The organism is Parapedobacter defluvii, assembly GCF_014642075.1.
GTDB classification, from domain to species: Bacteria; Bacteroidota; Bacteroidia; order Sphingobacteriales; family Sphingobacteriaceae; genus Parapedobacter; species Parapedobacter defluvii.
The window spans coordinates 422,341-443,652 of sequence record NZ_BMIK01000002.1 but is presented as its reverse complement, the minus strand read 5'-3'; the positions used below and the strand labels follow the sequence as shown (position 1 = coordinate 443,652).

General features: G+C 46.3%; 19 protein-coding genes. 9 read left to right on the top strand and 10 right to left on the bottom strand.

Translation table 11 applies throughout. The features are described from left to right. Positions 1-23 precede the first annotated feature (23 nt). Together IEX60_RS05700 and IEX60_RS05695 are read right to left on the bottom strand one after the other, a co-directional pair. Positions 24-1,571 (bottom strand): SusD/RagB family nutrient-binding outer membrane lipoprotein, encoded by a 1,548-nt coding sequence (locus tag IEX60_RS05700; RefSeq protein WP_188748357.1) that lies wholly within the window; start codon positions 1,569-1,571, stop codon positions 24-26. 18 nt (positions 1,572-1,589) lie between these two features. Further along, entirely contained in the window at positions 1,590-4,712 is a 3,123-nt protein-coding gene (locus IEX60_RS05695; protein WP_188748355.1) for a SusC/RagA family TonB-linked outer membrane protein, read from the bottom strand. 499 nt (positions 4,713-5,211) lie between these two features. Here IEX60_RS05695 and IEX60_RS05690 point away from each other — a divergent pair, with 499 nt between their 5' ends. Continuing rightward, on the top strand, positions 5,212-5,484 hold the full coding sequence (locus IEX60_RS05690) for a hypothetical protein (protein WP_188748354.1): 273 nt from the start codon (positions 5,212-5,214) through the stop codon (positions 5,482-5,484). Here IEX60_RS05690 and IEX60_RS05685 read toward each other — a convergent pair. From IEX60_RS05685 to lepA, 5 genes are all read right to left on the bottom strand, one after another. Continuing rightward, complete coding sequence (locus IEX60_RS05685; RefSeq protein ID WP_188748351.1) at positions 5,472-6,752, bottom strand: sensor histidine kinase; 1,281 nt, start codon at positions 6,750-6,752, stop codon at positions 5,472-5,474. The two genes, IEX60_RS05690 and IEX60_RS05685, sit on opposite strands and share 13 nt — an antisense overlap. Beyond that, positions 6,753-7,427, bottom strand: a complete 675-nt coding sequence (locus IEX60_RS05680) for a response regulator transcription factor (RefSeq protein WP_188748350.1) — start codon at positions 7,425-7,427, stop codon at positions 6,753-6,755. It lies immediately after the preceding gene. Positions 7,428-7,607: 180 nt separating this feature from the next. Beyond that, positions 7,608-8,009, bottom strand: a complete 402-nt coding sequence (locus tag IEX60_RS05675) for a hypothetical protein (protein WP_188748348.1) — start codon at positions 8,007-8,009, stop codon at positions 7,608-7,610. Positions 8,010-8,111: 102 nt separating this feature from the next. Beyond that, positions 8,112-8,993, bottom strand: coding sequence for a bifunctional 5,10-methylenetetrahydrofolate dehydrogenase/5,10-methenyltetrahydrofolate cyclohydrolase (locus IEX60_RS05670; protein ID WP_188748346.1), 882 nt, complete (start codon positions 8,991-8,993; stop codon positions 8,112-8,114). An 83-nt stretch (positions 8,994-9,076) separates the two neighbouring features. Further along, positions 9,077-10,867, bottom strand: coding sequence for a translation elongation factor 4 (gene lepA, locus IEX60_RS05665; RefSeq protein ID WP_188748343.1), 1,791 nt, complete (start codon positions 10,865-10,867; stop codon positions 9,077-9,079). Positions 10,868-11,108: 241 nt separating this feature from the next. Here lepA and IEX60_RS05660 point away from each other — a divergent pair, with 241 nt between their 5' ends. After that, positions 11,109-12,095 (top strand): GlxA family transcriptional regulator, encoded by a 987-nt coding sequence (locus IEX60_RS05660; RefSeq protein ID WP_229717438.1) that lies wholly within the window; start codon positions 11,109-11,111, stop codon positions 12,093-12,095. A gap of 24 nt (positions 12,096-12,119) precedes the next feature. Beyond that, the gene (locus IEX60_RS05655) at positions 12,120-12,671 is read left to right on the top strand and encodes a hypothetical protein (protein ID WP_188748341.1); all 552 of its coding nucleotides are present in this window, start codon (positions 12,120-12,122) and stop codon (positions 12,669-12,671) included. A gap of 3 nt (positions 12,672-12,674) precedes the next feature. Here the strand turns inward: IEX60_RS05655 and IEX60_RS05650 are convergent, their stop codons facing one another. Further along, positions 12,675-13,775 carry a Gfo/Idh/MocA family protein gene (locus IEX60_RS05650; RefSeq protein ID WP_188748339.1) on the bottom strand — a complete coding sequence of 367 codons (1,101 nt, stop codon included), beginning with the start codon at positions 13,773-13,775 and terminating at the stop codon, positions 12,675-12,677. A gap of 84 nt (positions 13,776-13,859) precedes the next feature. Between IEX60_RS05650 and IEX60_RS05645 the strand changes: the two genes are divergently transcribed. From IEX60_RS05645 to IEX60_RS05620, 6 genes are read left to right on the top strand one after another with little or no spacing between them, the layout of a single operon-like run. Then, on the top strand, positions 13,860-14,405 hold the full coding sequence (locus IEX60_RS05645) for an OmpA family protein (RefSeq protein WP_188748337.1): 546 nt from the start codon (positions 13,860-13,862) through the stop codon (positions 14,403-14,405). Positions 14,406-14,414: 9 nt separating this feature from the next. Further along, the gene (locus IEX60_RS05640; protein ID WP_188748335.1) at positions 14,415-15,593 is read left to right on the top strand and encodes an AIR synthase related protein; all 1,179 of its coding nucleotides are present in this window, start codon (positions 14,415-14,417) and stop codon (positions 15,591-15,593) included. Positions 15,594-15,598: 5 nt separating this feature from the next. Further along, positions 15,599-16,015, top strand: a complete 417-nt coding sequence (locus IEX60_RS05635) for an ATP-dependent zinc protease family protein (protein WP_229717437.1) — start codon at positions 15,599-15,601, stop codon at positions 16,013-16,015. 34 nt (positions 16,016-16,049) lie between these two features. After that, the gene (rimK, locus tag IEX60_RS05630) at positions 16,050-16,976 is read left to right on the top strand and encodes a 30S ribosomal protein S6--L-glutamate ligase (RefSeq protein WP_188748333.1); all 927 of its coding nucleotides are present in this window, start codon (positions 16,050-16,052) and stop codon (positions 16,974-16,976) included. A 53-nt stretch (positions 16,977-17,029) separates the two neighbouring features. Then, positions 17,030-17,860, top strand: coding sequence for a prolipoprotein diacylglyceryl transferase (gene lgt, locus IEX60_RS05625; protein WP_188748331.1), 831 nt, complete (start codon positions 17,030-17,032; stop codon positions 17,858-17,860). Positions 17,861-17,906: 46 nt separating this feature from the next. Further along, positions 17,907-19,124, top strand: coding sequence for a multidrug effflux MFS transporter (locus IEX60_RS05620; protein ID WP_188748329.1), 1,218 nt, complete (start codon positions 17,907-17,909; stop codon positions 19,122-19,124). On the opposite strand, the gene aroQ is transcribed toward IEX60_RS05620, so the two are convergent. Both aroQ and IEX60_RS05610 read right to left on the bottom strand, forming a co-directional pair. Beyond that, positions 19,063-19,485, bottom strand: coding sequence for a type II 3-dehydroquinate dehydratase (aroQ, locus tag IEX60_RS05615; protein WP_188748327.1), 423 nt, complete (start codon positions 19,483-19,485; stop codon positions 19,063-19,065). The two genes, IEX60_RS05620 and aroQ, sit on opposite strands and share 62 nt — an antisense overlap. 33 nt (positions 19,486-19,518) lie before the next feature. Next, entirely contained in the window at positions 19,519-21,177 is a 1,659-nt protein-coding gene (locus IEX60_RS05610) for a gliding motility protein RemB (RefSeq protein WP_229717436.1), read from the bottom strand. Between the last annotated feature and the right edge of the window lie 135 nt (positions 21,178-21,312).

Here is a 21,312-nt window from a genome sequence, read left to right as displayed (position 1 = left end):
ATTCATATTTTTATGGATTGTCACTATTTATCCCAAAAAACAGTAGATGTTTGGGCATCAATTGTTCCCTGAGCCTCTACATTCGCCCCATTATAATCATATTCATTCTGCGGATAAAGTAACCGCAATGGGATATGCCGTCCATTCCGGCTTGGTGAAAGTGACAAGGGTACATTAGGAACGCCTAGCCGCCGGTAATCAACCCAAGCTTCGAAATTGTTGATACCCGGTAAAGCAAGATATTTCTGCGTTGCGATCAGATTGATTTTATCCTGATCGCTGCCGGCGGCGCTCCAACTCACAATACTCCTAGATTGAGCCAAGTAATCTTCAGCCTCATCTGCTGCATTTTCCACACCTAGCCAAATAAAGGATTCGGTGACTGCATCAATATATGCTTGATGGGCATCTCCATTCAGCCATCCCCGTTGCGTAGCCTCCGCCTGCAGAAACAAACTTTCCACAGATGTGAACAGCCATTGCGGTTGAGTAGCACTTTTAGCCAAGCCCGGGCCAGCAACTTCTGAAGAATTAACGGCTTTAGGATTGTCCGGATCGAGGTCAACGAACCCAAAATCATAACCAAAATAAAGATCGTCTTCGCTAAGTGGGTCACGGGCCTCGTTGAATACATATTGATACCGAATATCATTGTTATTCATAAACAACCCTAGCAGATAATTATTAGCCCGATTAAAGTTATCGATAAGCGTCCCAGTATGATCTCTCAAATACGTGTTATAAAATGGATTTTGCTTGTATTCATCAACCGCGTAACCAGGATTTACCTCAGCTGTTTCCCCACTCATCAGGAAACCGCTTCCATCTGCCTGGATTTTACTTAACTGTTCAGAAGGTGCAGTCGTCCCAAATATTTCGGATTGGCGGATCAACAATTTTAAGCGTTGCGTATTCACTAATTTCCTCCACATTAAGGCGTCACCACCAAACATAATATCTGCATCTTCGATACCTGGATTAACCAATACATCCGCAGACGCAAATAGGGAAGCTGCTTCATCCAGTTGAAGAAGCAAATCGTTATAAATATCCTGTCCATTATCGTAAGCCGGTGAAATAAATTCACTTAAATTGAGGGCTTGTGTATAAGGCACGTTGTTGTACTGATCAACCAGATACATATAACCAATCGAGCGAATAACTTTTGCAATAGCCACATAAAAGGTTTGCTCCGTTTCAATAGCTTTACGTTCCATTACATTCGCATCCATAAGGATGTTATACCAAGAAACTGTTGGATAAGTGACCGTAGTATTTCCATTTACCCATTCATCCTGTTCATAGGTGGTTGTAAGGTCATAATTTTCTAACGGATTACTTGGTCCGTAAGACCCGGATCTTGCCCAATACCCCATCCAGTGCGCAGCGTAATCATATGATGTTGCCATCTTAGTGGCAGTTGCATTTAATACCGACGGTAACAACAAATTAGGCTGCATGGCCTCGTCCGTGGGCGAGTTGGGGTTGTCATTAATATCAAAAAAACTATCACTACATCCTGCAGCCAAAAAAACCAGCAGGAATAAAAAGCTATATTTTAAATTTTTCATCGTTCTGTTTTTTTTGTCTTAGAATCTCAAGTTTACATTAAATCCAAAGTTCCTGACCGGAGGATAGGACACTGAATTGACAATCCCGAAGGTATTGGGATAGTCCTCATTCACACTGTTGAAATCAGGGTCACTGAACTTATTTTCTTTAGGCACCCATATAAACAGGTTCCTTCCTGTCAACGCTACGGACAAACCTTTTACGACTCCAAGCCTCGCTAGAATGTGCTCGGGAAAATCATAAGACAACGATAATTCACGCATGCGCCAAGCGGCTGCACTGGTAATGAAGTTAGATGCAGCATCGCGATACACACCTGTAAAAAAGTCATTTACATTTGCTACCGTAATATCTGTGTTCGGCAGGTATGTGCCGGGGTTGGCAGGATCTTCATACGAAGAATTAGGAAGCACAAATCGCTCCCTGTGGTTCAAAGCAGTTGCTTCACCTACACCCGTCCAGGACATATCACTCCCCATCGCAAAGAACGATGCATAATGTCCCCCTTTGTATTCAAATAACGCAGATAAGTTGAAACCTTTCCATTGTACCGACGGATTTAGACCGACAATCCACAAAGGAAGTGTTCGGCCAAAATCTTTACTGTTCGGATCAACAGAGGGATAGCCAGAAACACGATCAACAATAATGCGGCCTTCGTCATCTCTCAGATAGTCCGTCGCTCTAATAACAAAAGCAGGCTTGCCTATTACCGCTACGTTGCCCGACGCGACATAACCACCGATGGATACTTCATCTAATCCGGGGTAGACGCCGATCACTTCACTGTTATTATAGGTTGCATTTGCACGGAAATGAACACCTCCGTCCTGGAACTTGATCAACGGGGATAAACCAAGATCCATCTCTATACCTTTATTAATAAACGAAGCGGCATTCAAATTGGCGAAATTGTACCCGGTTGCATCCGACGTTCTCACACTGATGATCTGATCGGTGTTCTTTTGGTAGAAATAAGTAGCTTCCAAGGTGATACGGCCATTTAAAAATCCAGATTCAATACCAGCTTCAGTGCTATTTACGAACTCAGGATTTAAATTCGCATCGTATGTGGTATTTCCAGCTGTAAATCCGGGTAACGACCCAAATGGAAAACCTGTATAAGCTGGCTGTGTATAAATAGCCGCCAACGAATACGGACTAATTTCGGCATTACCCGTTTTATTCCATGCCCCTCTAAGCTTTAAATATGAAAACGCATTGCTTTTAAAGCCCGGTATCGCATCCGATAGTAACACGGATCCACTAACTCCTGGATAAAAATAGGAGTTGTTCCCCATAGCTAAAAGTGAGGTTTGATCATTCCGGCCCGTGAACTCGACGTTAGCCCAGCCTTTATAGCTTAAGGCGGCACTACCGTAAACGGAAAATAATCTTGACTGGCTGTAGGTTGAAGCACCGGAAAGACTTCCGGTGCGATTACCTATATTATAGAGTTCAGGAACGACTAGATTTCCGGCACCTACTTCTGTATTCCGGAATTCCGTCTGTCTCACATACGTTCCCAAAATAGCCTTAAGTCTAAAGTCCCCATCCAACTGCTTATCCAATTGACCAAATAGCTCCGACGACAACCTAGTATACGCATAGGGCTGCTCCTCTACCGTACCCGGAATTAATGTGAAAGATCTGCCAAGCCCATATTCATTAGGAACCTCGCCTTTCGAATAGTTTCTATCAATCCTCGTCTGACTGGTTAAACCGGCCATATAGGTAAAGCTAAGCCAGTCAGTTGGTTTGTAACCAAGTCTCAGGTTAGCCAACACATCTTGTCGCTTTCCTTCACGCCGCCAGTTATCAATTGCAAAGTACGGATTTAAACCATAGTCATTATAGTATCCGTTGTAGTCAGCAAAAGGATCGGTTTCAAAATTCTTATATTTTGACAACGGGATATGAGCCGGGGTATTAAATATTTGCGCCATTATCCCATCGTTACCACCAACATTCTGCGCGGTAAAATAATCCCCCATACCTTCATCGTGAAACACCTTATAATTCATCTGGCTGTAGTTGACGTTCATTCCAGCGTCAAATTTTCCGTATTCACGGGTCGCATTCAGACGAACGCTGGTACGTCTATTTTTATCGCCGGGTACAATGCCTTTAATGTTTGCGTCCTGCAAGCTTAAGAAAAAGCCCTTGGAGGACAGTGAAACATCGTTTTGCATGGTAACTCCCGTATCAAAGAAGTCCTGCCGCTCATCAGTAGCGCTATAAACTACTGTCTGAACGCTCCCATCCGGCAATTCGTGACCAATTTCTTTGGTAGAACCGTCGTACGCAGGCCCCCATGACCAGTTTTCATAAGGTATGTAGGATCCATACCCGCCTGAACCAAACTCTTTCTGGAGTTTAGGAAAAAAGGAAATATTCTGAAATTGTGTGGCATGGCTAACGGTGATTACCGGTGTATCAGATCCTCTCTTGGTAGTTACCACAATAACTCCGTTACGGGCATCGGGACCATATATACCTGCCGAAGAGGAACCCTTTAAAACAGAGACGTTCTCGATATCATTCGGGTTAAGTGAGGAAAAGTAACTAATCGGGGTCGGAACACCGTCCAAAACCAATAAAGGATCGTTATTTCCTGTCAGCGAGCGTATACCGCGTAGGTTAATATTTACGTCCTCAAATACGCCACTGCTTATTGTCGTTACATTTAATCCGGACACTTTACCTTGCAATCCATTAATGGCATTTACGGCATTTACCTGAGTCAATGTTTCATTGTTTATTGATGTAGCAGCATAGCTCAATTCATTCTTGGGCCGGGCAATCCCCAATGCAGTTACCACAACCTCTTCCAATTCCGACGTATTTGGAGATAACGTTACATCGACAACATTAGAAGCATTCAGCGGAGTTGTTTGACTAACATAGCCTAAATAACGGAATGTTAATGATTGAGAATTTTGCGGAATAACAAAGGAATATTGTCCATTATCATCCGTGGCTGTAACAGCAGCCGAACCGTCAGCCAAAACGGATACCCCCGCTATCGGCTCACCGGTACTTACATCTGTCACTCTACCACTGATTCTCCTGTCTTGGGCATGTGCTGATCCAATCAGCAGCATCCCCAACATAAAGAAACATAGTAATCTTTGTTTCATGTGTTTTGTGAATTTGGTTAAAAAATAGTCGTATAATAAAAGTTGTTGAAATCATTTAACGCTCCCGCCCGCTCGCCAAGGGGGCCGGGGCACGGTAATAAGCAAAAAATTTTCCGTGAATTATTCTCCTGGTTTAATGACAAGCCGGTACCGCCTATTTTCTATGGTCATTTTCCGAAACATCACTTTACTCTCCTGAAATAGGTAGCCACAATGTCAATATCGAAATCTCTACAGGTAATTAAATTGACAGAACAACAACGGGGTTGAGTCAATCAAGCAGATGCTAAAAAAAGTGTCTTGTAAAAATTACCCAATAGTTTGTGTCTACGTGTGCTGTTTTCTATGTGTGTGTTAGTTATCGCTGCGCCAAAAATACAACATAATCTCTCAACGACAAAAAATTCAAAAAAAAAAGTTAAAAAATGTTAATTTGTGTAGTAGACTGATATCCAAAAAGATTTTTAGTACTTTCGTTTCAACATTCAAACGAAAAACCATGCGTGCAAAAACCATTTTCATCATCGTAATAACGGTATTGGTCACGGTCATACTCATGAAAAACATGGATGAGGTGAATTTTTGGATATTTGGCAACCGGACAGTCCCCAAATTGGGTGTTTTGGCCACCATGTTTTTCATCGGCGCCATTGTAGGTTTTTTATTAGGGCGCCCCAGGAGGAGGCGGAGTAACGAGGAGCAACAAACGGTCGACCCGTCACTCGATATCAATAAGCCGTTGGATCCGACCGATGAAGATTACATCAGATGAGTTAAGCGGAAGTATAGACGATGCAGTCCGTCTTCGTAGCGGTACCCTACTTCTGCCTGATACAATTGCGCAATTGCTTTTACCACCGCTAACCCCAGCCCGGTAGATGACGATTGATCGGCCGACCGATAGAAGCGGGTGAACATCTTCTCGGAATCCAGGGGCTGCTGCTTGCCGGTATTCGCAATTTCAAATCCGTCATTTCCAACCGTAATGATCACCCGCCCCCCCTCGTGATTGTGGACAATGGCGTTTTTCAGCAGATTGGTAATTAATACATCGGCCAGATCTCCATTAAAGCGCCGTGTGAGGACGGCGTTTTCGATCATCTTCAAATGGATATTCCGATAGAGGAGAAGTTCTTCGAAATCATCCACCTGCCCCCGTAACCGCTCGTTGAAATTAACCAATTCTTCTTTTGAGAATTGCCGGTTTTCGATTTTTGAAAGCAGGAGCAGCGATTTATTGAGCCTGGTCATCCGCTCCAGGTAGTGAATCGCATTAGCGAGCAATTGTGCCTGACCGTTTTTTTCCGGAGATTGCTCAAGCAACAATTCCAATTTATTGATTGCAATGGCTAACGGGGTTTGTAATTCGTGAGAGGCATTTTCGATAAACTGCTTTTGCTGCTGGAATACGGCGATATTGGCCCGAAGCAATTCGGCCACCGTATGGTTCATATCCTGAAATTCGCGCACACGGGTTTGCGGGGGCTGAAAGATCTTATCTTCGCCCAAGCGGAATCCCCGTAATTCGCTTTGCAACTGGTAAAAGGGGCTCCATATTTTACGCAACACCCAATTGTTAATGATGAATGCACTGGCAATTACCGCGACATACAGCCACAGCAGCGCGTGCAGCAAGTCCGCGACGAGGTCGTCCCCTTCCACCATCGAAGTGATGATCTTCAGTTCGTAATACTCGGCCTGTGGGGTGGAGAAATACGTGGTGAGCATACGTACAATCTCATAATCTTCCTCGTATTCCATATATATGGACGTATCTTTGAACTCTTCGGTGGCCTGTAAGGCAAACTCCCTGTCTATGGGCCGTATGGCATAGTTGCTCTCATCGAAGCGGCTTTTCTGAAGTAACGTAGAATCCCGGTTAGCTTTCTTGATGATGAGCATTTTATAGTTTTCGAGCCCATCATCGATGCTGTCATACACCTCCTCCATCATGCTAAAATAAAAGACTACGGCCCAGATACTCAGAATAAGCACCAGGGAAGCAGACAGGTATAACAGCGTATGGTTGAGGAGCTTCATCTATACGGTCAGTTTATAACCTACACCGTAGATAGCCTGGATTTCGAGGTTGGCACCGTGATCTTTTAATTTCCTGCGGAGGTTTTTTATTTGGGAATAGATAAAATCAAAATTGTCGGCGTTATCCATATGGTCCCCCCAAACATGCTCTGCCAGCGCAGATTTATAAATCAATCTGTTTTTGTTGACCACAAAAAACGCCAATATATCAAACTCCTTCCGGTTGAGATGGATTTCCACTCCATCAACGCTAAGCGTACGCCCGTTAAAATCCAGTTCCATGTTATTCAACTTAACAACGTTGCGCCCGTCCAACGCCTTGCGACGTAATACAGCTTTGATGCGTGCATTGAGTTCGGCCAGGTGAAAGGGTTTGGTGAGGTAATCGTCTGCACCAAGATCCAGTCCTTCCAACTTGTCATCTAATGAATCTTTGGCTGAAATAATAATAACGTTGTCACGCTTTTGTTTGGATTTCAAGGTCCGGAGCAGATTCAGTCCGTTCCCGTCGGGCAGCCCCACATCCAACAAAATACAATCGTAATCATAGAGTGCAATTTTTTCCATAGCCGAACGAAAATCGGCTGCCGCCTCTACAATATATTGTTCTTTTTGCAAAAATTGGGTGATGTTATCCCGCAGGCCCTGTTCGTCTTCAATGATGAGTATCTTCATTTCCGGATTATTTACCGGATAAAGATAGGTTGAAAATCTGTAAAAAGGTGGGAGGATGATTGATTAGGATATGCAACGCAACTGTAACGCTCCCTGCGGTGCGCGTCACTAGGTTGCTTTTGCACATCCTAATCAATTGGGGGGGACAAATAATAATGCCGAAATCACCAATGGATGTTTCTACTTTTTCAGGTCTTTTTTGACCTCTTTGGCGGCTTCGTCGATTTCGTTACCTACCTTCTTCGCGGCATTTTTTACGTCGGTAGCGGCGGCTTTGGAAGCTTCCTTCACTTCTTCCTTCGCGTTTTTTACGCCGGCTTTGACTCCTTCTTTGGCATCTTCAAACGTTGATTTGGCATCTTCACCAACCTTTTCAGCCTTTTCACCGATGGTATCCCCCACCTTTTCTATTGTATCCAAAGCTGCGTCCACTTTTTCTCCGACAGTATGATCATGCCCTTCATGACTGTGGTCATGGTCCGCGTGATCAGGGTTATGTGTGTCGTTACCGGACGTACCATTGTTACAGGCAGCAAAGAACAATGCTCCGGCAAATAGGCTTATTAATGCTATTTTATTCATTTTATCTATTCCTTTTATTGAATGTTGAAGAAACAATTGTTATACCAAAATGTTTGAGTACCGGCGGAAATCGGCTATCCATTACCGGAGTTCAGCTTTTGGCTATGGGTAAATGGTCCCTTTTGCAGCTTCCAACGTATTTTTCAGCAATCCGACGATCGTCATTAAGCCCACACCTCCCGGGACCGGCGTTATCCACGACGATTTAGGTGCGACATTTTCAAAATCGACATCGCCGTACAGTTTGTATCCGGATTTGGTTGCCTCACTCACTTCGCGGTTAATTCCCACATCGATCACAATGGCTCCTTCCCTAACCATATCAGCGGTAATAAAATGCTTCTTTCCAATGGCCGCCACGACGATGTCAGCCCTTAATACCTCTTCTTTGATATTGCGGGTACGGCTATGGGTAAGCGTCACGGTACAGTTTCCTGGATTGCTATTCCGGGCTAACAGAATACTCATCGGGCTTCCCACAATGTTACTCCGTCCTACCACAACTGCGTGCATTCCCGAGGTATCAATGCCATAATGCGCGAGCATCAGTAAGACACCATAGGGGGTAGCCGGAATAAAACAAGGTAAGTTGCGCTGCATACGCCCGAGATTGACCGGGTGGAATCCGTCGACATCCTTCCGGTAATCAATCGCTTCGGTAACTCGTTCGGGGTCGATGTGTTTTGGCAAAGGAAGCTGCACGATTAATCCGTCCACGCTATCATCCGCATTGAGTTCCTTCACTTTGGTTAAAAGTTCATCTTCCGAAATACTGGCATCGAAGTGAATATTGGTTGATTCGAACCCGACAAGTTCGCAGTTGCGCATTTTACTGGCCACATAGGTCTCACTCGCACCATCATTACCAACCAAAATAGCCACCAGGTGAGGTTTTCTCCCCGTTTCTGCCAAAAAAGCAGCTGCTTCCTGCTTAATATCTTCCTTGATTTCCGATGATACGAGTTTACCGTCTAATAAGTTCATTTTTTTGAGATTTGAGATTTGAGATTTGAGATTTGAGGCGTCCATGGTCTCATATCTGATATCTCATATCTAATGTCTACCAACTAATCCAACTTCAACACGGCCATGAAGGCGGATTGTGGAATCTCCACGTTGCCCACCTGCCGCATCCGTTTTTTCCCTTTCTTTTGCTTTTCCAGCAACTTACGTTTCCGGGAAATGTCACCTCCGTAACATTTTGCGGTTACGTCTTTGCGCAATGCACGGATATTCTCCCGGGCAATGATCTTGGCACCGATGGATGCCTGTATCGCGATTTCAAACTGCTGCCGCGGCAACAGCTCTTTTAGCTTCTCACATATTTTCTTTCCGAAATCATACGAATTGCTCCGATGGATAAGCGAAGAAAGTGCATCCACGGGTTCGCCGTTCAGACGGATATCCAACTTGACCAGATCGGATTGCCGATAACCAATCTGGTGGTAGTCAAACGAAGCATACCCTTTGGAGATCGTCTTCAACTTGTCATAAAAATCAAAAACGATTTCGCCCATTGGCATTTCAAACACCAGCTCCACCCGGTCTGCGGTAAGGTAGGATTGATTGATGATTATCCCCCGCTTTTGGATACAGAGTGACATTACCGGCCCAACGAATTCAGCTTTCGTGATAATGTTGGCTTTAATATACGGTTCCTCCACGTAGTCCAGTTTACTGGGATCGGGGAGATCAGATGGATTGTGTACAATGATCTCTTCTTGGTCTTTCGTGAGGTACGCTTTATAGGACACGTTGGGTACGGTGGTAATCACCGTCATGTCAAATTCCCGCTCCAGCCGTTCCTGGATAATCTCCATGTGCAGCATTCCCAGGAAACCGCAGCGAAAACCAAAACCAAGCGCCGCGGATGATTCGGGCTCAAACACCAGCGATGCATCGTTAAGCTGCAGGCGATGCATGCTTTCACGCAATTCCTCAAAATCTTCCGTGTCTACGGGATAGATTCCGGCAAATACCATGGGCTTCACTTCCTCAAAGCCTTTGATGGCCTCCTTGCTCGGGCGGGCTACATGGGTGATGGTATCTCCTACCTTTACTTCTCTCGCCTCTTTGATGCCGGATATGATGTACCCCACGTCGCCGGTACGGATAACGTCTTTGGGCACTTGGTTGAGCTTTAATGTCCCGATCTCGTCCGCAATGTACTCACGGCCCGTAGCCATAAATTTCACCTTATCCCCTTTCCGTATCTCGCCGTTTTCGACTTTGAAATAAGCCATGATACCGCGGAATGAATTGAACACAGAGTCAAAAATCAACGCCTGCAAGGGCGCTCCGGGGTCACCAACGGGCGCCGGTACACGGTCTACAATCGCATTCAGGATATCCAACACCCCCAAGCCTGTTTTGCCCGAAGCGGGGATGATATCTTCGCGCTTGCCGCCGATCAGGTCCACAATCTGGTCTTTCACCTCCTCGGGCATTGCTCCGGGCAGATCCATTTTATTGAGTACGGGGATGATTTCAAGGTCATGTTCAAGCGCCAGGTATAGATTGGAGATGGTCTGTGCCTGGATTCCCTGCGAAGCATCCACAATGAGCAGCGCCCCTTCGCAGGCGGCAATGGACCGGGACACCTCATACGAAAAATCCACGTGACCCGGTGTGTCGATGAGGTTCAACACATACTCCTGTCCATCCTTTATATAGTTCATCTGGATAGCGTGGCTTTTGATGGTAATGCCCCGCTCCCGCTCCAAATCCATGTTGTCCAAAAGCTGGGCCTGTGCCTCGCGTTGGGTAATGGTATTCGTGAACTCCAACAGCCTGTCTGCCAACGTACTTTTACCGTGGTCTATGTGCGCAATGATACAAAAATTGCGAATATGGTTCATTCAAAATAATTTTATGGGAAGCGGTTTCATGGAATCTTATATTTCATTCGCTCGTTGGCTCTTTTACTGCTTTCGCGTTGCGTGCTGACCAGACAGATTTTCCACAAATCCACTTCAAACGGCAAAGATAGTTTTTTGGCAGGATATTTAGCGATAGCGACGATATTTTGGATAAATACTCCCAAATTGCCTTTGCATATAAAAGCAAATTTCTCTAAGTTTGATTAGAATAAATATAGCAATGCCCATGCAACTATCCATCCTTCTGACAAGTAAATACCGGTTACTGAGCCTTGCGGCTATTGTGGATGTATTTGAAACGGCCAACCGTTTCCTGAAAGAAGAGGGTAAACGGGAATTGTTTGAGATCAGCTTCGTCGGGGCAACCGATACAACAATGATTCCTGATAACTTCCGCCATCTTGCTTACGTACTGCTCGGTAATGGCCAAGCGTACGACATCATTTTTATCCCTGCTTTTGGACCGGTGGATATGGCACAGGCCCTCGAAGATAACAAATGCTTTATTCCTTGGCTCCATGAACAATATGCCCGGGGCGCCACATTGGCCAGCAATTGCACGGGAGCCTTTTTGTTGGCAGCATCGGGGTTATTGGACGATCGCCGGGCAACGACGCATGTGGATGCGGCTGAGAAATTGGCTGCTTATTTCCCCAAAATAAAATTAGAACAGGATGCCGTCGTAACGCACGATGCCAATATTTATACCAGCGGAGGTGCTACCAGCGGATTTCACGTCATGCTGGCCCTCATACAAAAGTGTTGCGGAAGGGAATTGGCAATCCGTATTGCGAAGAACTTCGCCATTGACATGGATCGTGAAAATCAATCGTATTTTGGTCAGTTTTCGCCGGTGGAAGCCCACGATGACGAATTGGTTATGCGTGTACAGCACAAAATCAAAAACCAGTTTCCCGAACTAAAAAGCATCGAAGAAGCCATCGCCGGCATTCCCGCCAGCCGGCGTAATTTCGTTCGCCGGTTTAAACAGGCAACGGGCCTCACGCCCATACGGTACCTCCAAAAGACGAAAATCGAAGCAGCCAAAAGATTACTGGAAAACACGGAAAAGGGGTTATTTGAGATTATGTTGTGCGCGGGATACAACGATATGAAAAACTTCAGGCAACTGTTCAAAGAGAATACCGGTATGACGCCAAAGGCTTACCGGGACAAGTTTGCGATGCGGTTTGAGCCGATTATTTAAATGAATTGAAAGCAGATAACACGGATGCTACGGATCTTCACAAATTCATTATTTATTTTAGTAGCCTGCGTATGCTGGGCGTTTGGCAGCAAGGCCCAACCTACGCCGGGCAAAGAAAAAATTGTGATCACCTTCCCGGGGGAATACCGCTGGAAAAGCACCAAAATCCCCAAGGATACAAAAGGTATACGCGGCACTGCCTATACCGTAAAAGGCAGGGAGGAGGAAAATGCCCCGGTAAAAACCGTGACGGTAACCACCATAGACCGGCGCTATTATCCCATGAAAGCGGAAGGAACGCCCGAAGAAAAATGGGAATTTGAGAAAGCCGGTTGCCCGGAAGCGCTGCTTGATATCGTGGACCGAAAAACGGCAGAAGGCCGCACATCCATCCTGTATGCGATCAAAGCCACCAAATCTCCGGAAGGAGCCTGTGGTTCAACCGTGCTGCTTACCTATGTGGCCGAGGGGCCTACCGCCCTGCATACGGTTGAATTGTCGATCCCGCAGGAACGCTATACCCCGGAATTGCAGCAGGAATGGCACGATGCATTGCTGCAAAGCAAGATTGAATAACGATTACCGGCCATCCATCAAAATCCGTTCTCCACGTTTTGCAGATTCTCTTGCCGCCTGCAAAATTTCGACCACAATCAAATTGTTCGACAGAGAAGACAGGTCATCTGTTCCATCCGCTTCGCCATCCAGTAATGCCTTTAAATAGGATAACTGGTCATCGAAGTATTCTGTCTGCAACGGAATTTGCTCCTGTTTACGCGGACCGGTATAACGCAACAGCGTACCTGGGTCTACGGCGTGAAGCGACGTGCTTTCACCATATACTTGTAGATCTTTGATGCTGTAGGGCCAGTCCCATGATGCCTGGATAATACCCGTGGTACCGCTTTTATATTCTAAGATAATCGTCGCATCGTCATCCACCAACGGATAAATCGACGGTTTCAACTGCCGTGTAACCGCAGTAACCGCTATAGGACGCTCTCCATTCATCAGCCAGGTCATCAAATTGGCGCCATAGCAACCGAAATCGATCAGCGCACCTCCCCCATTCTTTTCCGGATCGGTGAGCCAGCTTAAAAAATCTTCGCTGCACCCGATTTCCCGTGGCCCTTGATGACCGTCTTTTACCATTACTTTTTTCAACGCACCGATATTCCCTGCTGCCACCAGTTGCCTGAGGGTTTGATTGCTGTCATACCAGGTTGTTTCGTAGTTGGTGAACACCGGCGTGTGGTGTTCTGCCGCCAATTGAGCAATCCGCCTTGCCTGTTTGTTGTCAACGGCCAGGGGCTTCTCGACCATCAAGGGCACCTTCAAGGGCAAACAAACCTCAGCTACATCCACATGTTCGGAAATGGCATTATAGGCCAAAACCGCATCAGGACGGATGGCTTGCATCATTTCTGTTACCGTGCGGAAAAACAACGAATCGGGCAACCCATAACGATTCCGGTAGCGATTTGCCAGTGCTGTATCCGTTTCGGCAATTCCCAATATCGCTACTTCATGTTGCTGATAAGCACGGAGCAACGTGTGTACATGGTCATGGCTCAATCCGGCCACAGCTACTTTCAGGGGTTCTTTTGCAAATGCACTGCTAAAAAACAACAGCACGGATATAAAAAACAAAATTGAAAAACGATGGGTTGGCACTATCATTGTATTTATAGAAATATATTAAGCACCAAGTATAGGTAAAAATCACAGATATTTCCTATGTTTACAGCAGAAAAGTTATCAAACATGAAAACCGTAAGCAATTGTATATTAATGTCATGCATTGGCATGTTGGCCATCTCTTATCAAGGTTGCAAGCCTAAACAGGTCGTTCTCCAGCCCTCAGCAGAAGTAGTTGAGCGAGATGTTCCGGAGGAGCGTGTCGTTGCTGAACCTCAGAAAAAGGAGCCAACACCGGCACCTACGCAATCAACACCTACCCCGGTAGCACCACCAAATTACAACTTCAACAATATCCAGTTTGAGTTCGATTCATCTGTGTTAAAAACCGATTCCTATGCGGTTCTCGACCAGATTGCCCGGGAAATGCAGAAAGATCCCGATGCCAAATTCATCATTAACGGCCACGCGTCTATTGAAGGTACTCCAGCATATAATATGGAATTGTCTATTGACAGGGCTAACGCTGTAAAACTTTATTTGGTCAATTCGGGAATTTATGGAAATAATCTGACCGTGAAGGGATACGGTGCAACCAAGCCTATTGCTTCCAACGATACAGAACCCGGAAGGGCACAAAACCGGCGGGTAGAAATCAAGCATGTAGACTAGAAGGCGGGAATGGCTGATTTGAAATACAACCTGCGGGGAGTATCCGCCGCCAAAGAGGACGTACACAATGCAATTAAAAACCTCGATAAGGGTTTATTCCCTAAGGCATTCTGTAAAATCATACCTGACATATTAGCGGGCGATGATGCATGGTGCAATATCATGCATGCCGACGGGGCGGGTACGAAGTCATCCCTTGCCTATGTTTATTGGCGGGAAACAGGCGACCTTTCCGTATGGAGGGGTATTGCACAGGATGCCATTGTCATGAACCTTGACGATCTTTTATGTGTCGGGGCAACGGATAATATTCTTCTGTCATCCACCATCGGGCGCAATAAGAACCTGATCCCTGGGGAAGTCATCGCTGAGATTATCAATGGCACAGAAGATATATTAACAGCACTTCGCGAACTTGGCATCGGTATTTATTCCACCGGGGGAGAGACAGCTGATGTAGGCGATCTGGTCCGCACGGTCATCGTAGACAGCACGGTTACCTGCCGGATGAGACGTGATGAAGTCATTTCCAATCACCGCATACAAGCCGGGGACGTGATCGTCGGACTGGCTTCCTTCGGGCAAGCGAGTTATGAACGTGAATATAATGGCGGTATGGGATCCAATGGGCTTACTTCTGCCCGGCACGATGTGTTCCACAAGTCAGTAGCAAAAAGTTTTCCGGAAAGCTACGATCCGTCGGTACCCGACGAACTCGTGTTTGGGGGCTCAAAGGGATTGACGGATGAAGTCGAAATCCCCGGGCACGGATCTGTTACGGCCGGTAAACTCGTCCTCTCCCCTACACGTACGTATGCACCCGTTATTAAGCAGGTACTTGACCGATACCGTCCGGAAATCCATGGAATGGTGCATTGCAGCGGTGGTGCACAGACCAAAGTACTACACTTTATCGAGGCGCTCCACGTTGTCAAAGACCATTTGTTCGACATCCCTCCCCTGTTCAAACTCATCCAAGAAGAATCCGGAACGGACTGGGAAGAAATGTATAAGGTATTCAACATGGGTCATCGTATGGAACTGTATGTACCGGCCTCAATCGCCGATGATATCATCCGAATCTCAGCGCAATATGGCATCGCTGCCCAAATTATCGGTCGTGTTGAACCTGCTACCCAAAAACAGGTGACAGTCAAATCGCCGTTTGGCACGTATATTTATCACTGAATGCAATGAAGACCATCGGCTGGAAGGAAACGGCTGATTTACCGGAGTTGGACCTTTATGGTATTCCCGCCAAAGTGGATACCGGGGCCCGTACGTCGGTGCTGCATTGCAGCCACATCCAACTGATAAAGAAAGGACGGAAACAATATGTCGAATTCCGTCCGCTGGACGATCGGTTTGGCTTGCACGACAGGTTACACACCTTACCGTTTCACAGCGAACGTAAAATCCGAAACTCTTTTGGTCAGGAGGAAAATCGGTACATCATCAACACGGAAATCCGATTATTCAACGAAATGTATCCCATCGAGCTTTCCTTGCGTGACCGGTCGGGTATGGAATTTCCCCTGTTACTGGGCCGCTCGTTCATCCGTAAAAAATTCCTTGTCGATGTTTCGCGGGCAAACCTTTCAAAAAAATAAGTGTTTTAGCTTTCAATAACTTGTTTCAGCACACGTGAAGATAGCAGTCTTATCCACAATCAAAAACCTTTATTCCACACGCAGGTTGGTAGAGGCAGCGCGGATGCGCGGACATGAATGTGTTGTCATTGACCATAGCCAATGTTATGTGGGCATCAAGCAGGGCAAGCCGAGCATCCACTATAAAGGGCAGGACTTGTCCGATATCGATGCAATTATTCCCCGTATCGGCGCTTCGGTCACCTTCTACGGGTCGGCTATCGTCCGTCAATTTGAAGTGATGGGCGTTATATCGGCCAACCCAAGCCAATCCATCACGCGCTCACGGGACAAGCTGCGGTGCATGCAGATTCTTTCAGGGGCCGGCATCGGCATGCCCATCACCGGATTTGCGCGCCGTACCCGCGATGTTGACGACCTGATTAAAATGGTCGGGGGCCCGCCTTTGGTCATCAAGTTACTGGAAGGCACCCAAGGAATCGGCGTGGTGTTAGCTGAAACGAAAAAGGCGGCATCATCGGTTATTGAGGCCTTCTACGGTCTGGGCAACAATATCCTTATCCAAGAATACATCAAAGAATCACGGGGTACGGATATACGCGCGTTTGTGGTGGATGGCCGGGTGGTAGGTGCCATGAAACGTACTGCCAAAGAAGGTGAATTCCGGTCTAACCTGCACCGGGGAGGCAGCGCAGAAGTCATTAAACTCAACAAAACCGAACGCGAAACTGCTGTACGTGCAGCCAGGGAGCTGGGATTGACCGTATGCGGGGTGGACATGCTGCCATCAGACCGTGGGCCACTGGTGCTCGAAGTGAATTCCTCTCCCGGATTGGAAGGCATTGAAAAAGCTACCCACAAAGACATTGCCAGTGAAGTCATTGCTTTTATTGAAAAGCAGTACATCCTCAAACAGCAAAACCGGAAAGACCGCAAAGCGAAGGCCGGACAGAAGTTATGATTCGCAAATAAGCAAATAAACACTATATTTACCGACCTAAACAGATCATAACCATGATAGACACCCTGTTAGCTGCGATCCATTGGAATGTCCGCCCGGAAATATTCAGTATAGGAAGTTTCGAAGTCCGGTACTATACGTTGTGTTTCCTGCTGGCGTTCATCAGCAGTTATGTATTGATGCTCCGCATTTTTAAGCGTGAGAACAAACCCCAGGAACTGCTTGACCAACTGAGTATCTATATTTTTCTGGGCACACTGCTCGGTGCACGCCTCGGGCATTGTCTGTTCTACGAATTTGACTATTACAAAGACCACCTGCTGGAAATGATACTCCCCTATACCTATGTAAACGGCAAATTCACGCTTACGGGTTTTCATGGGTTAGCCAGCCATGGGGGCGCCATTGGTATATTGGTTGGTATATTTCTCTTTTGCCGGAAAACTAAAACCGATTTTCTATGGATTACCGACCGATTGGTCATCGTCATTCCACTGGCGGGGGCGTTTGTCCGTCTTGGCAACTTTTTCAATTCCGAAATCATCGGTTTGCCGTCGGATCTACCCTGGGCAGTCGTTTTCGAACAGGTAGATCAGATACCCCGGCACCCCGCGCAACTTTACGAAGCACTGAGCTATGTACTCATTTTTATCCTTCTATGGACTATTTACCAGCGAAAATCCCAACTGAAACCCGGCTTTATTTTCGGTCTGTTTCTGATTCTGCTGTTCGGTGCCCGCTTCGGACTGGAATTTATCAAAGAAAATCAGGAAGCCTTTGAAGAAGGGATGAAATTCAACATGGGGCAATTACTGAGTATACCCTTTGTCGCGTTAGGGTTTTACCTGCTGTTCAGGCCCTACCGTAAGAAGGACGGCAAGTAGTAAGTGTTTTCCAAAGCCGAAACAAAGCTGTAACTTTGCGTTCTTAATGACGTCAACGCAAAGACATCGCCTTTTTATTTTAATCACACTGGGACTGCTCTCGGCTATTGGTCCCTTTTCCATCGACATGTATCTGCCGGGGTTTGACGCAATTGCTGATAGCCTCGATACAACCGTTTCGCACATCCAGCTATCGCTTACCTCCTTTTTCATCGGCATCGCTTCGGGCCAGCTCATCTATGGGCCACTGCTGGACCGTTTTGGCCGCAAAATTCCGCTCATTGTCGGTTTGGTTATCTACATCGCAGCGTCGATCAGCTGCATGCTGACCAACTCAGCCGATTACCTCATTGCGTACCGATTTGTGCAGGCTTTGGGCAGTTGCGGCGGCATGGTGGCATCAAGGGCCATGGTGCGGGATTTTTATGGCCCCAGGGAAAGCGCCAAGATCTTCTCTTTGTTGATGCTGGTAATCGGCATCTCGCCCATTGTGGCTCCAACGGTAGGCAGTTTTGTCATCAGCCGCTGGGACTGGCATGGCATCTTCCTGGTATTGGCCATCATTACCACATGTATACTGCTTGCAGTTATCTTTTTCCTCCCGGAAAGCAGGGGATCCAATCCAGCGATTTCCCTCATGCCCCGCCCCATTGCTCAATCCTACTGGCAGGTGTTCAAAACCAGGCAGTTTTTCACCTATTCCTTTGCAGGAGGGCTGGCTTCCTCGGGTTTGTACGCCTATCTCGCAGGGTCACCCTATATCATGATCACGCTATATGGTCTCAGCGAGAAGCAATACGGATTGGTATTTGCCTTGATTGCATCTGCGCTGATTACAGCTAGCCAGCTGAACCGATACCTACTCAACCGATACAGCAGCGAAAAAGTGGCAAAAGTGGCGTTAATGGTTCAGTCGTCTTTGGGATTGCTACTGGCTATTCTCTGTGTAGCCGGTGCGATCAACCTGTTGGTAATGATTGCATTGATTTTTCTATTTCTCGGTTCCCAGGGTTTTGTATTTCCCAATACTTCGGCATTGGCACTTGCGCCGTTCAGCCGACTGGCCGGTAGTGCTTCGGCGTTACTAGGTGGCTTACAAATGGCTTGCGGAGCACTTTCATCCGGGTTGGTCAGTTATTTCCACAACGAAACGACCGTGCCCATGGCAGCAACTATGGCGGGGTGTGCCTGTCTGAGCTTGTTTATTTTGTTAGCAGGCTCTCGATTGCCAGCCGGTACCCGTTCAGACCAAAGCCACAGATAACCCCCTTGCAATTCTTTGCCAGGTAGGAATGGTGCCGAAACGATTCACGTGCGTATACGTTGGAAATATGTACCTCTACCACCGGTGCGGTGACAGCCGCAATGGCATCAGAAATGGCCAATGACGTGTGCGTATAGGCTCCCGCGTTAAGTACAATACCATCCACAGAAAAGCCGACCTCATGTATTTTATCGATGATTGCTCCCTCGTGGTTGCTTTGGAAATAGGTTAATGTCACACCATCATAGGATTGACGGAGTGTTTCAAAATACGAATGGAAATCCTGGTCACCATAGATTCCCTTTTCCCGTACTCCTAACAGGTTCAGGTTCGGACCGTTGATGATGATGATGTTGCTCATATGACTACAAACTTAGGAAACAATCGATTTGATTCAAAAATCGTAATAAAAATTACGGAAGGAAGACCGTAAACCCAGGGTAAACATGCCGGTCTGATGATGCGATCCCTTTTCGGGAATACCATGCCTTCGATAAGTAGCACCTGCTTCTATCCTCAGGTTATATTTGGGATTGAGAAGATACGATATCCGGCCATCCGCAAATAGCAGTGTATTTTTTATGCCTTGGCCGATGTAGTTATCATATTCGTTTATCGGTGTCAAATACGATTTGAATATATCGCCTCCAAAATTAGAGGCCGAATCCGGATCGGCCCCAAATTGCCCCCAAGTGCCCTGAAAAGAAAAATCAAACTGTCCATAGGAATAGTTCAATATGCCAACCAATTCCCTGAAATTAGCCCCCCAGGGATGAGCCAAAGGCTGCCCATAGTTACTGTAATTGCTCACAGGATCAAAATGTGCATAGGTATACGGACGGACTGTATTGTACTCAGTCAGGAAATTGAGGTTTTTAACACCGAACGCATCATACCCACGAAAACCGAACTGAGCTCCCCATTTATTGGTTACGTGTCCATTGGTAGAAAAGAAATTCTTGGCCACAAATTCGCCCAGTAGAAATTGCCCATATACCGACAGGTTCTTCAACGCTTTGTATTTTGCATTCAATCCGAGGTGCATTTTATCGGGGGAAGAAGTATTGGTTAACTCAACCGGCCGCATGAAAATAATGGGATTGAAGTAATTGAAATCAAAGCCCCTCTGTCCAGCAGCATTTCTAGCTCCCCATATGACTGATTGAAACAGGCCGATCGAGAATCGATTATCCACGTTCCAGTCGAGATACTGAAAAGCGCCCCATTTCCAATTATCTCCTCCCCGGGTGGGCAGCCCAGTAATAGGGTCATAGGTATACGATCGTGGATGAACCGGGTCCATCATATAGGTCCACATACTCATATATTGGACATTCCCCAGTTTCCCTGTCAACTTCAATGCCGTATAGTTGGATGAGGCATCCGAAAGCAATAGCGAACGATACCCATCGCCAATGAAATGCTTATCATAAGCCAATGTAATGTTGAGGTATTGGTTTACAGTGTAAGACGCGACCGCCGATGAATACATCCAATCGCTTATTTTCGGATTGGAATACGAAGTCTTCCCATGCCCCTGTCCGGGAACGATGGCTTGCTCAAAGACGTACTCGTTTAAATAGGCGGGAAACACTGCCTGGTTTTCAAAGAAATTAACGTATACCGAAAACTTATCTTCAATGGTTACACCGGCCTGTGCGCCCCGGGTATTTACCCAAGTGGTGCGCCCTGAGCCGGCAAAATCGCGACCGATCTGGAAATCGGGCAGGAAATCGGCATAGAAAGTATAAGTTGCTTTCTTTACTTCTATCAAATGTTCGTTGTAAAGCTTGCGCTCCCCCCAAGAAAGCTGCCCCCGCTCTCTCAACCGCATCAGTGATTCATACCGAGGCTGCAAGGCGCTATCGATAATCAAAGGTTTCAAGGACGTATGCAACCGCGTATCTGAATCATACAGCACATCGTTCATCTTTTGATAGAAATGATAGGAATAGGGTTGGTAAGCGGACTGCGCCCCTACATGCGGCACACCGCAGCAAAGCGTTGCCAAAGCAGCCAATTGCAACCCTCTAACGGATACAAGACTTATCATTACATAAAAACATAAAAAATCAGTCAGCAAAGATAGCATTGCTCACCAAGAATTAAGCCATTCCTAATAACCGGAAGCAAAATTTACCTGTTAAAAGTATTAAAAACATCAAAAATAAACCTGCTAAAACGAATA

Coding starts and splice junctions, on each gene's coding strand:
- IEX60_RS05700 (WP_188748357.1), bottom strand. CDS start 1,571: ATGAAAAATTTAAAATATAGCTTTTTATTCCTGCTGGTTTTTTTGGCT.
- IEX60_RS05695 (WP_188748355.1), bottom strand. CDS start 4,712: ATGAAACAAAGATTACTATGTTTCTTTATGTTGGGGATGCTGCTGATT.
- IEX60_RS05690 (WP_188748354.1), top strand. CDS start 5,212: ATGCGTGCAAAAACCATTTTCATCATCGTAATAACGGTATTGGTCACG.
- IEX60_RS05685 (WP_188748351.1), bottom strand. CDS start 6,752: ATGAAGCTCCTCAACCATACGCTGTTATACCTGTCTGCTTCCCTGGTG.
- IEX60_RS05680 (WP_188748350.1), bottom strand. CDS start 7,427: ATGAAGATACTCATCATTGAAGACGAACAGGGCCTGCGGGATAACATC.
- IEX60_RS05675 (WP_188748348.1), bottom strand. CDS start 8,009: ATGAATAAAATAGCATTAATAAGCCTATTTGCCGGAGCATTGTTCTTT.
- IEX60_RS05670 (WP_188748346.1), bottom strand. CDS start 8,993: ATGAACTTATTAGACGGTAAACTCGTATCATCGGAAATCAAGGAAGAT.
- lepA (WP_188748343.1), bottom strand. CDS start 10,867: ATGAACCATATTCGCAATTTTTGTATCATTGCGCACATAGACCACGGT.
- IEX60_RS05660 (WP_229717438.1), top strand. CDS start 11,109: ATGCCCATGCAACTATCCATCCTTCTGACAAGTAAATACCGGTTACTG.
- IEX60_RS05655 (WP_188748341.1), top strand. CDS start 12,120: ATGCTACGGATCTTCACAAATTCATTATTTATTTTAGTAGCCTGCGTA.
- IEX60_RS05650 (WP_188748339.1), bottom strand. CDS start 13,775: ATGATAGTGCCAACCCATCGTTTTTCAATTTTGTTTTTTATATCCGTG.
- IEX60_RS05645 (WP_188748337.1), top strand. CDS start 13,860: ATGAAAACCGTAAGCAATTGTATATTAATGTCATGCATTGGCATGTTG.
- IEX60_RS05640 (WP_188748335.1), top strand. CDS start 14,415: ATGGCTGATTTGAAATACAACCTGCGGGGAGTATCCGCCGCCAAAGAG.
- IEX60_RS05635 (WP_229717437.1), top strand. CDS start 15,599: ATGAAGACCATCGGCTGGAAGGAAACGGCTGATTTACCGGAGTTGGAC.
- lgt (WP_188748331.1), top strand. CDS start 17,030: ATGATAGACACCCTGTTAGCTGCGATCCATTGGAATGTCCGCCCGGAA.
- IEX60_RS05620 (WP_188748329.1), top strand. CDS start 17,907: ATGACGTCAACGCAAAGACATCGCCTTTTTATTTTAATCACACTGGGA.
- aroQ (WP_188748327.1), bottom strand. CDS start 19,485: ATGAGCAACATCATCATCATCAACGGTCCGAACCTGAACCTGTTAGGA.
- IEX60_RS05610 (WP_229717436.1), bottom strand. CDS start 21,177: ATGATAAGTCTTGTATCCGTTAGAGGGTTGCAATTGGCTGCTTTGGCA.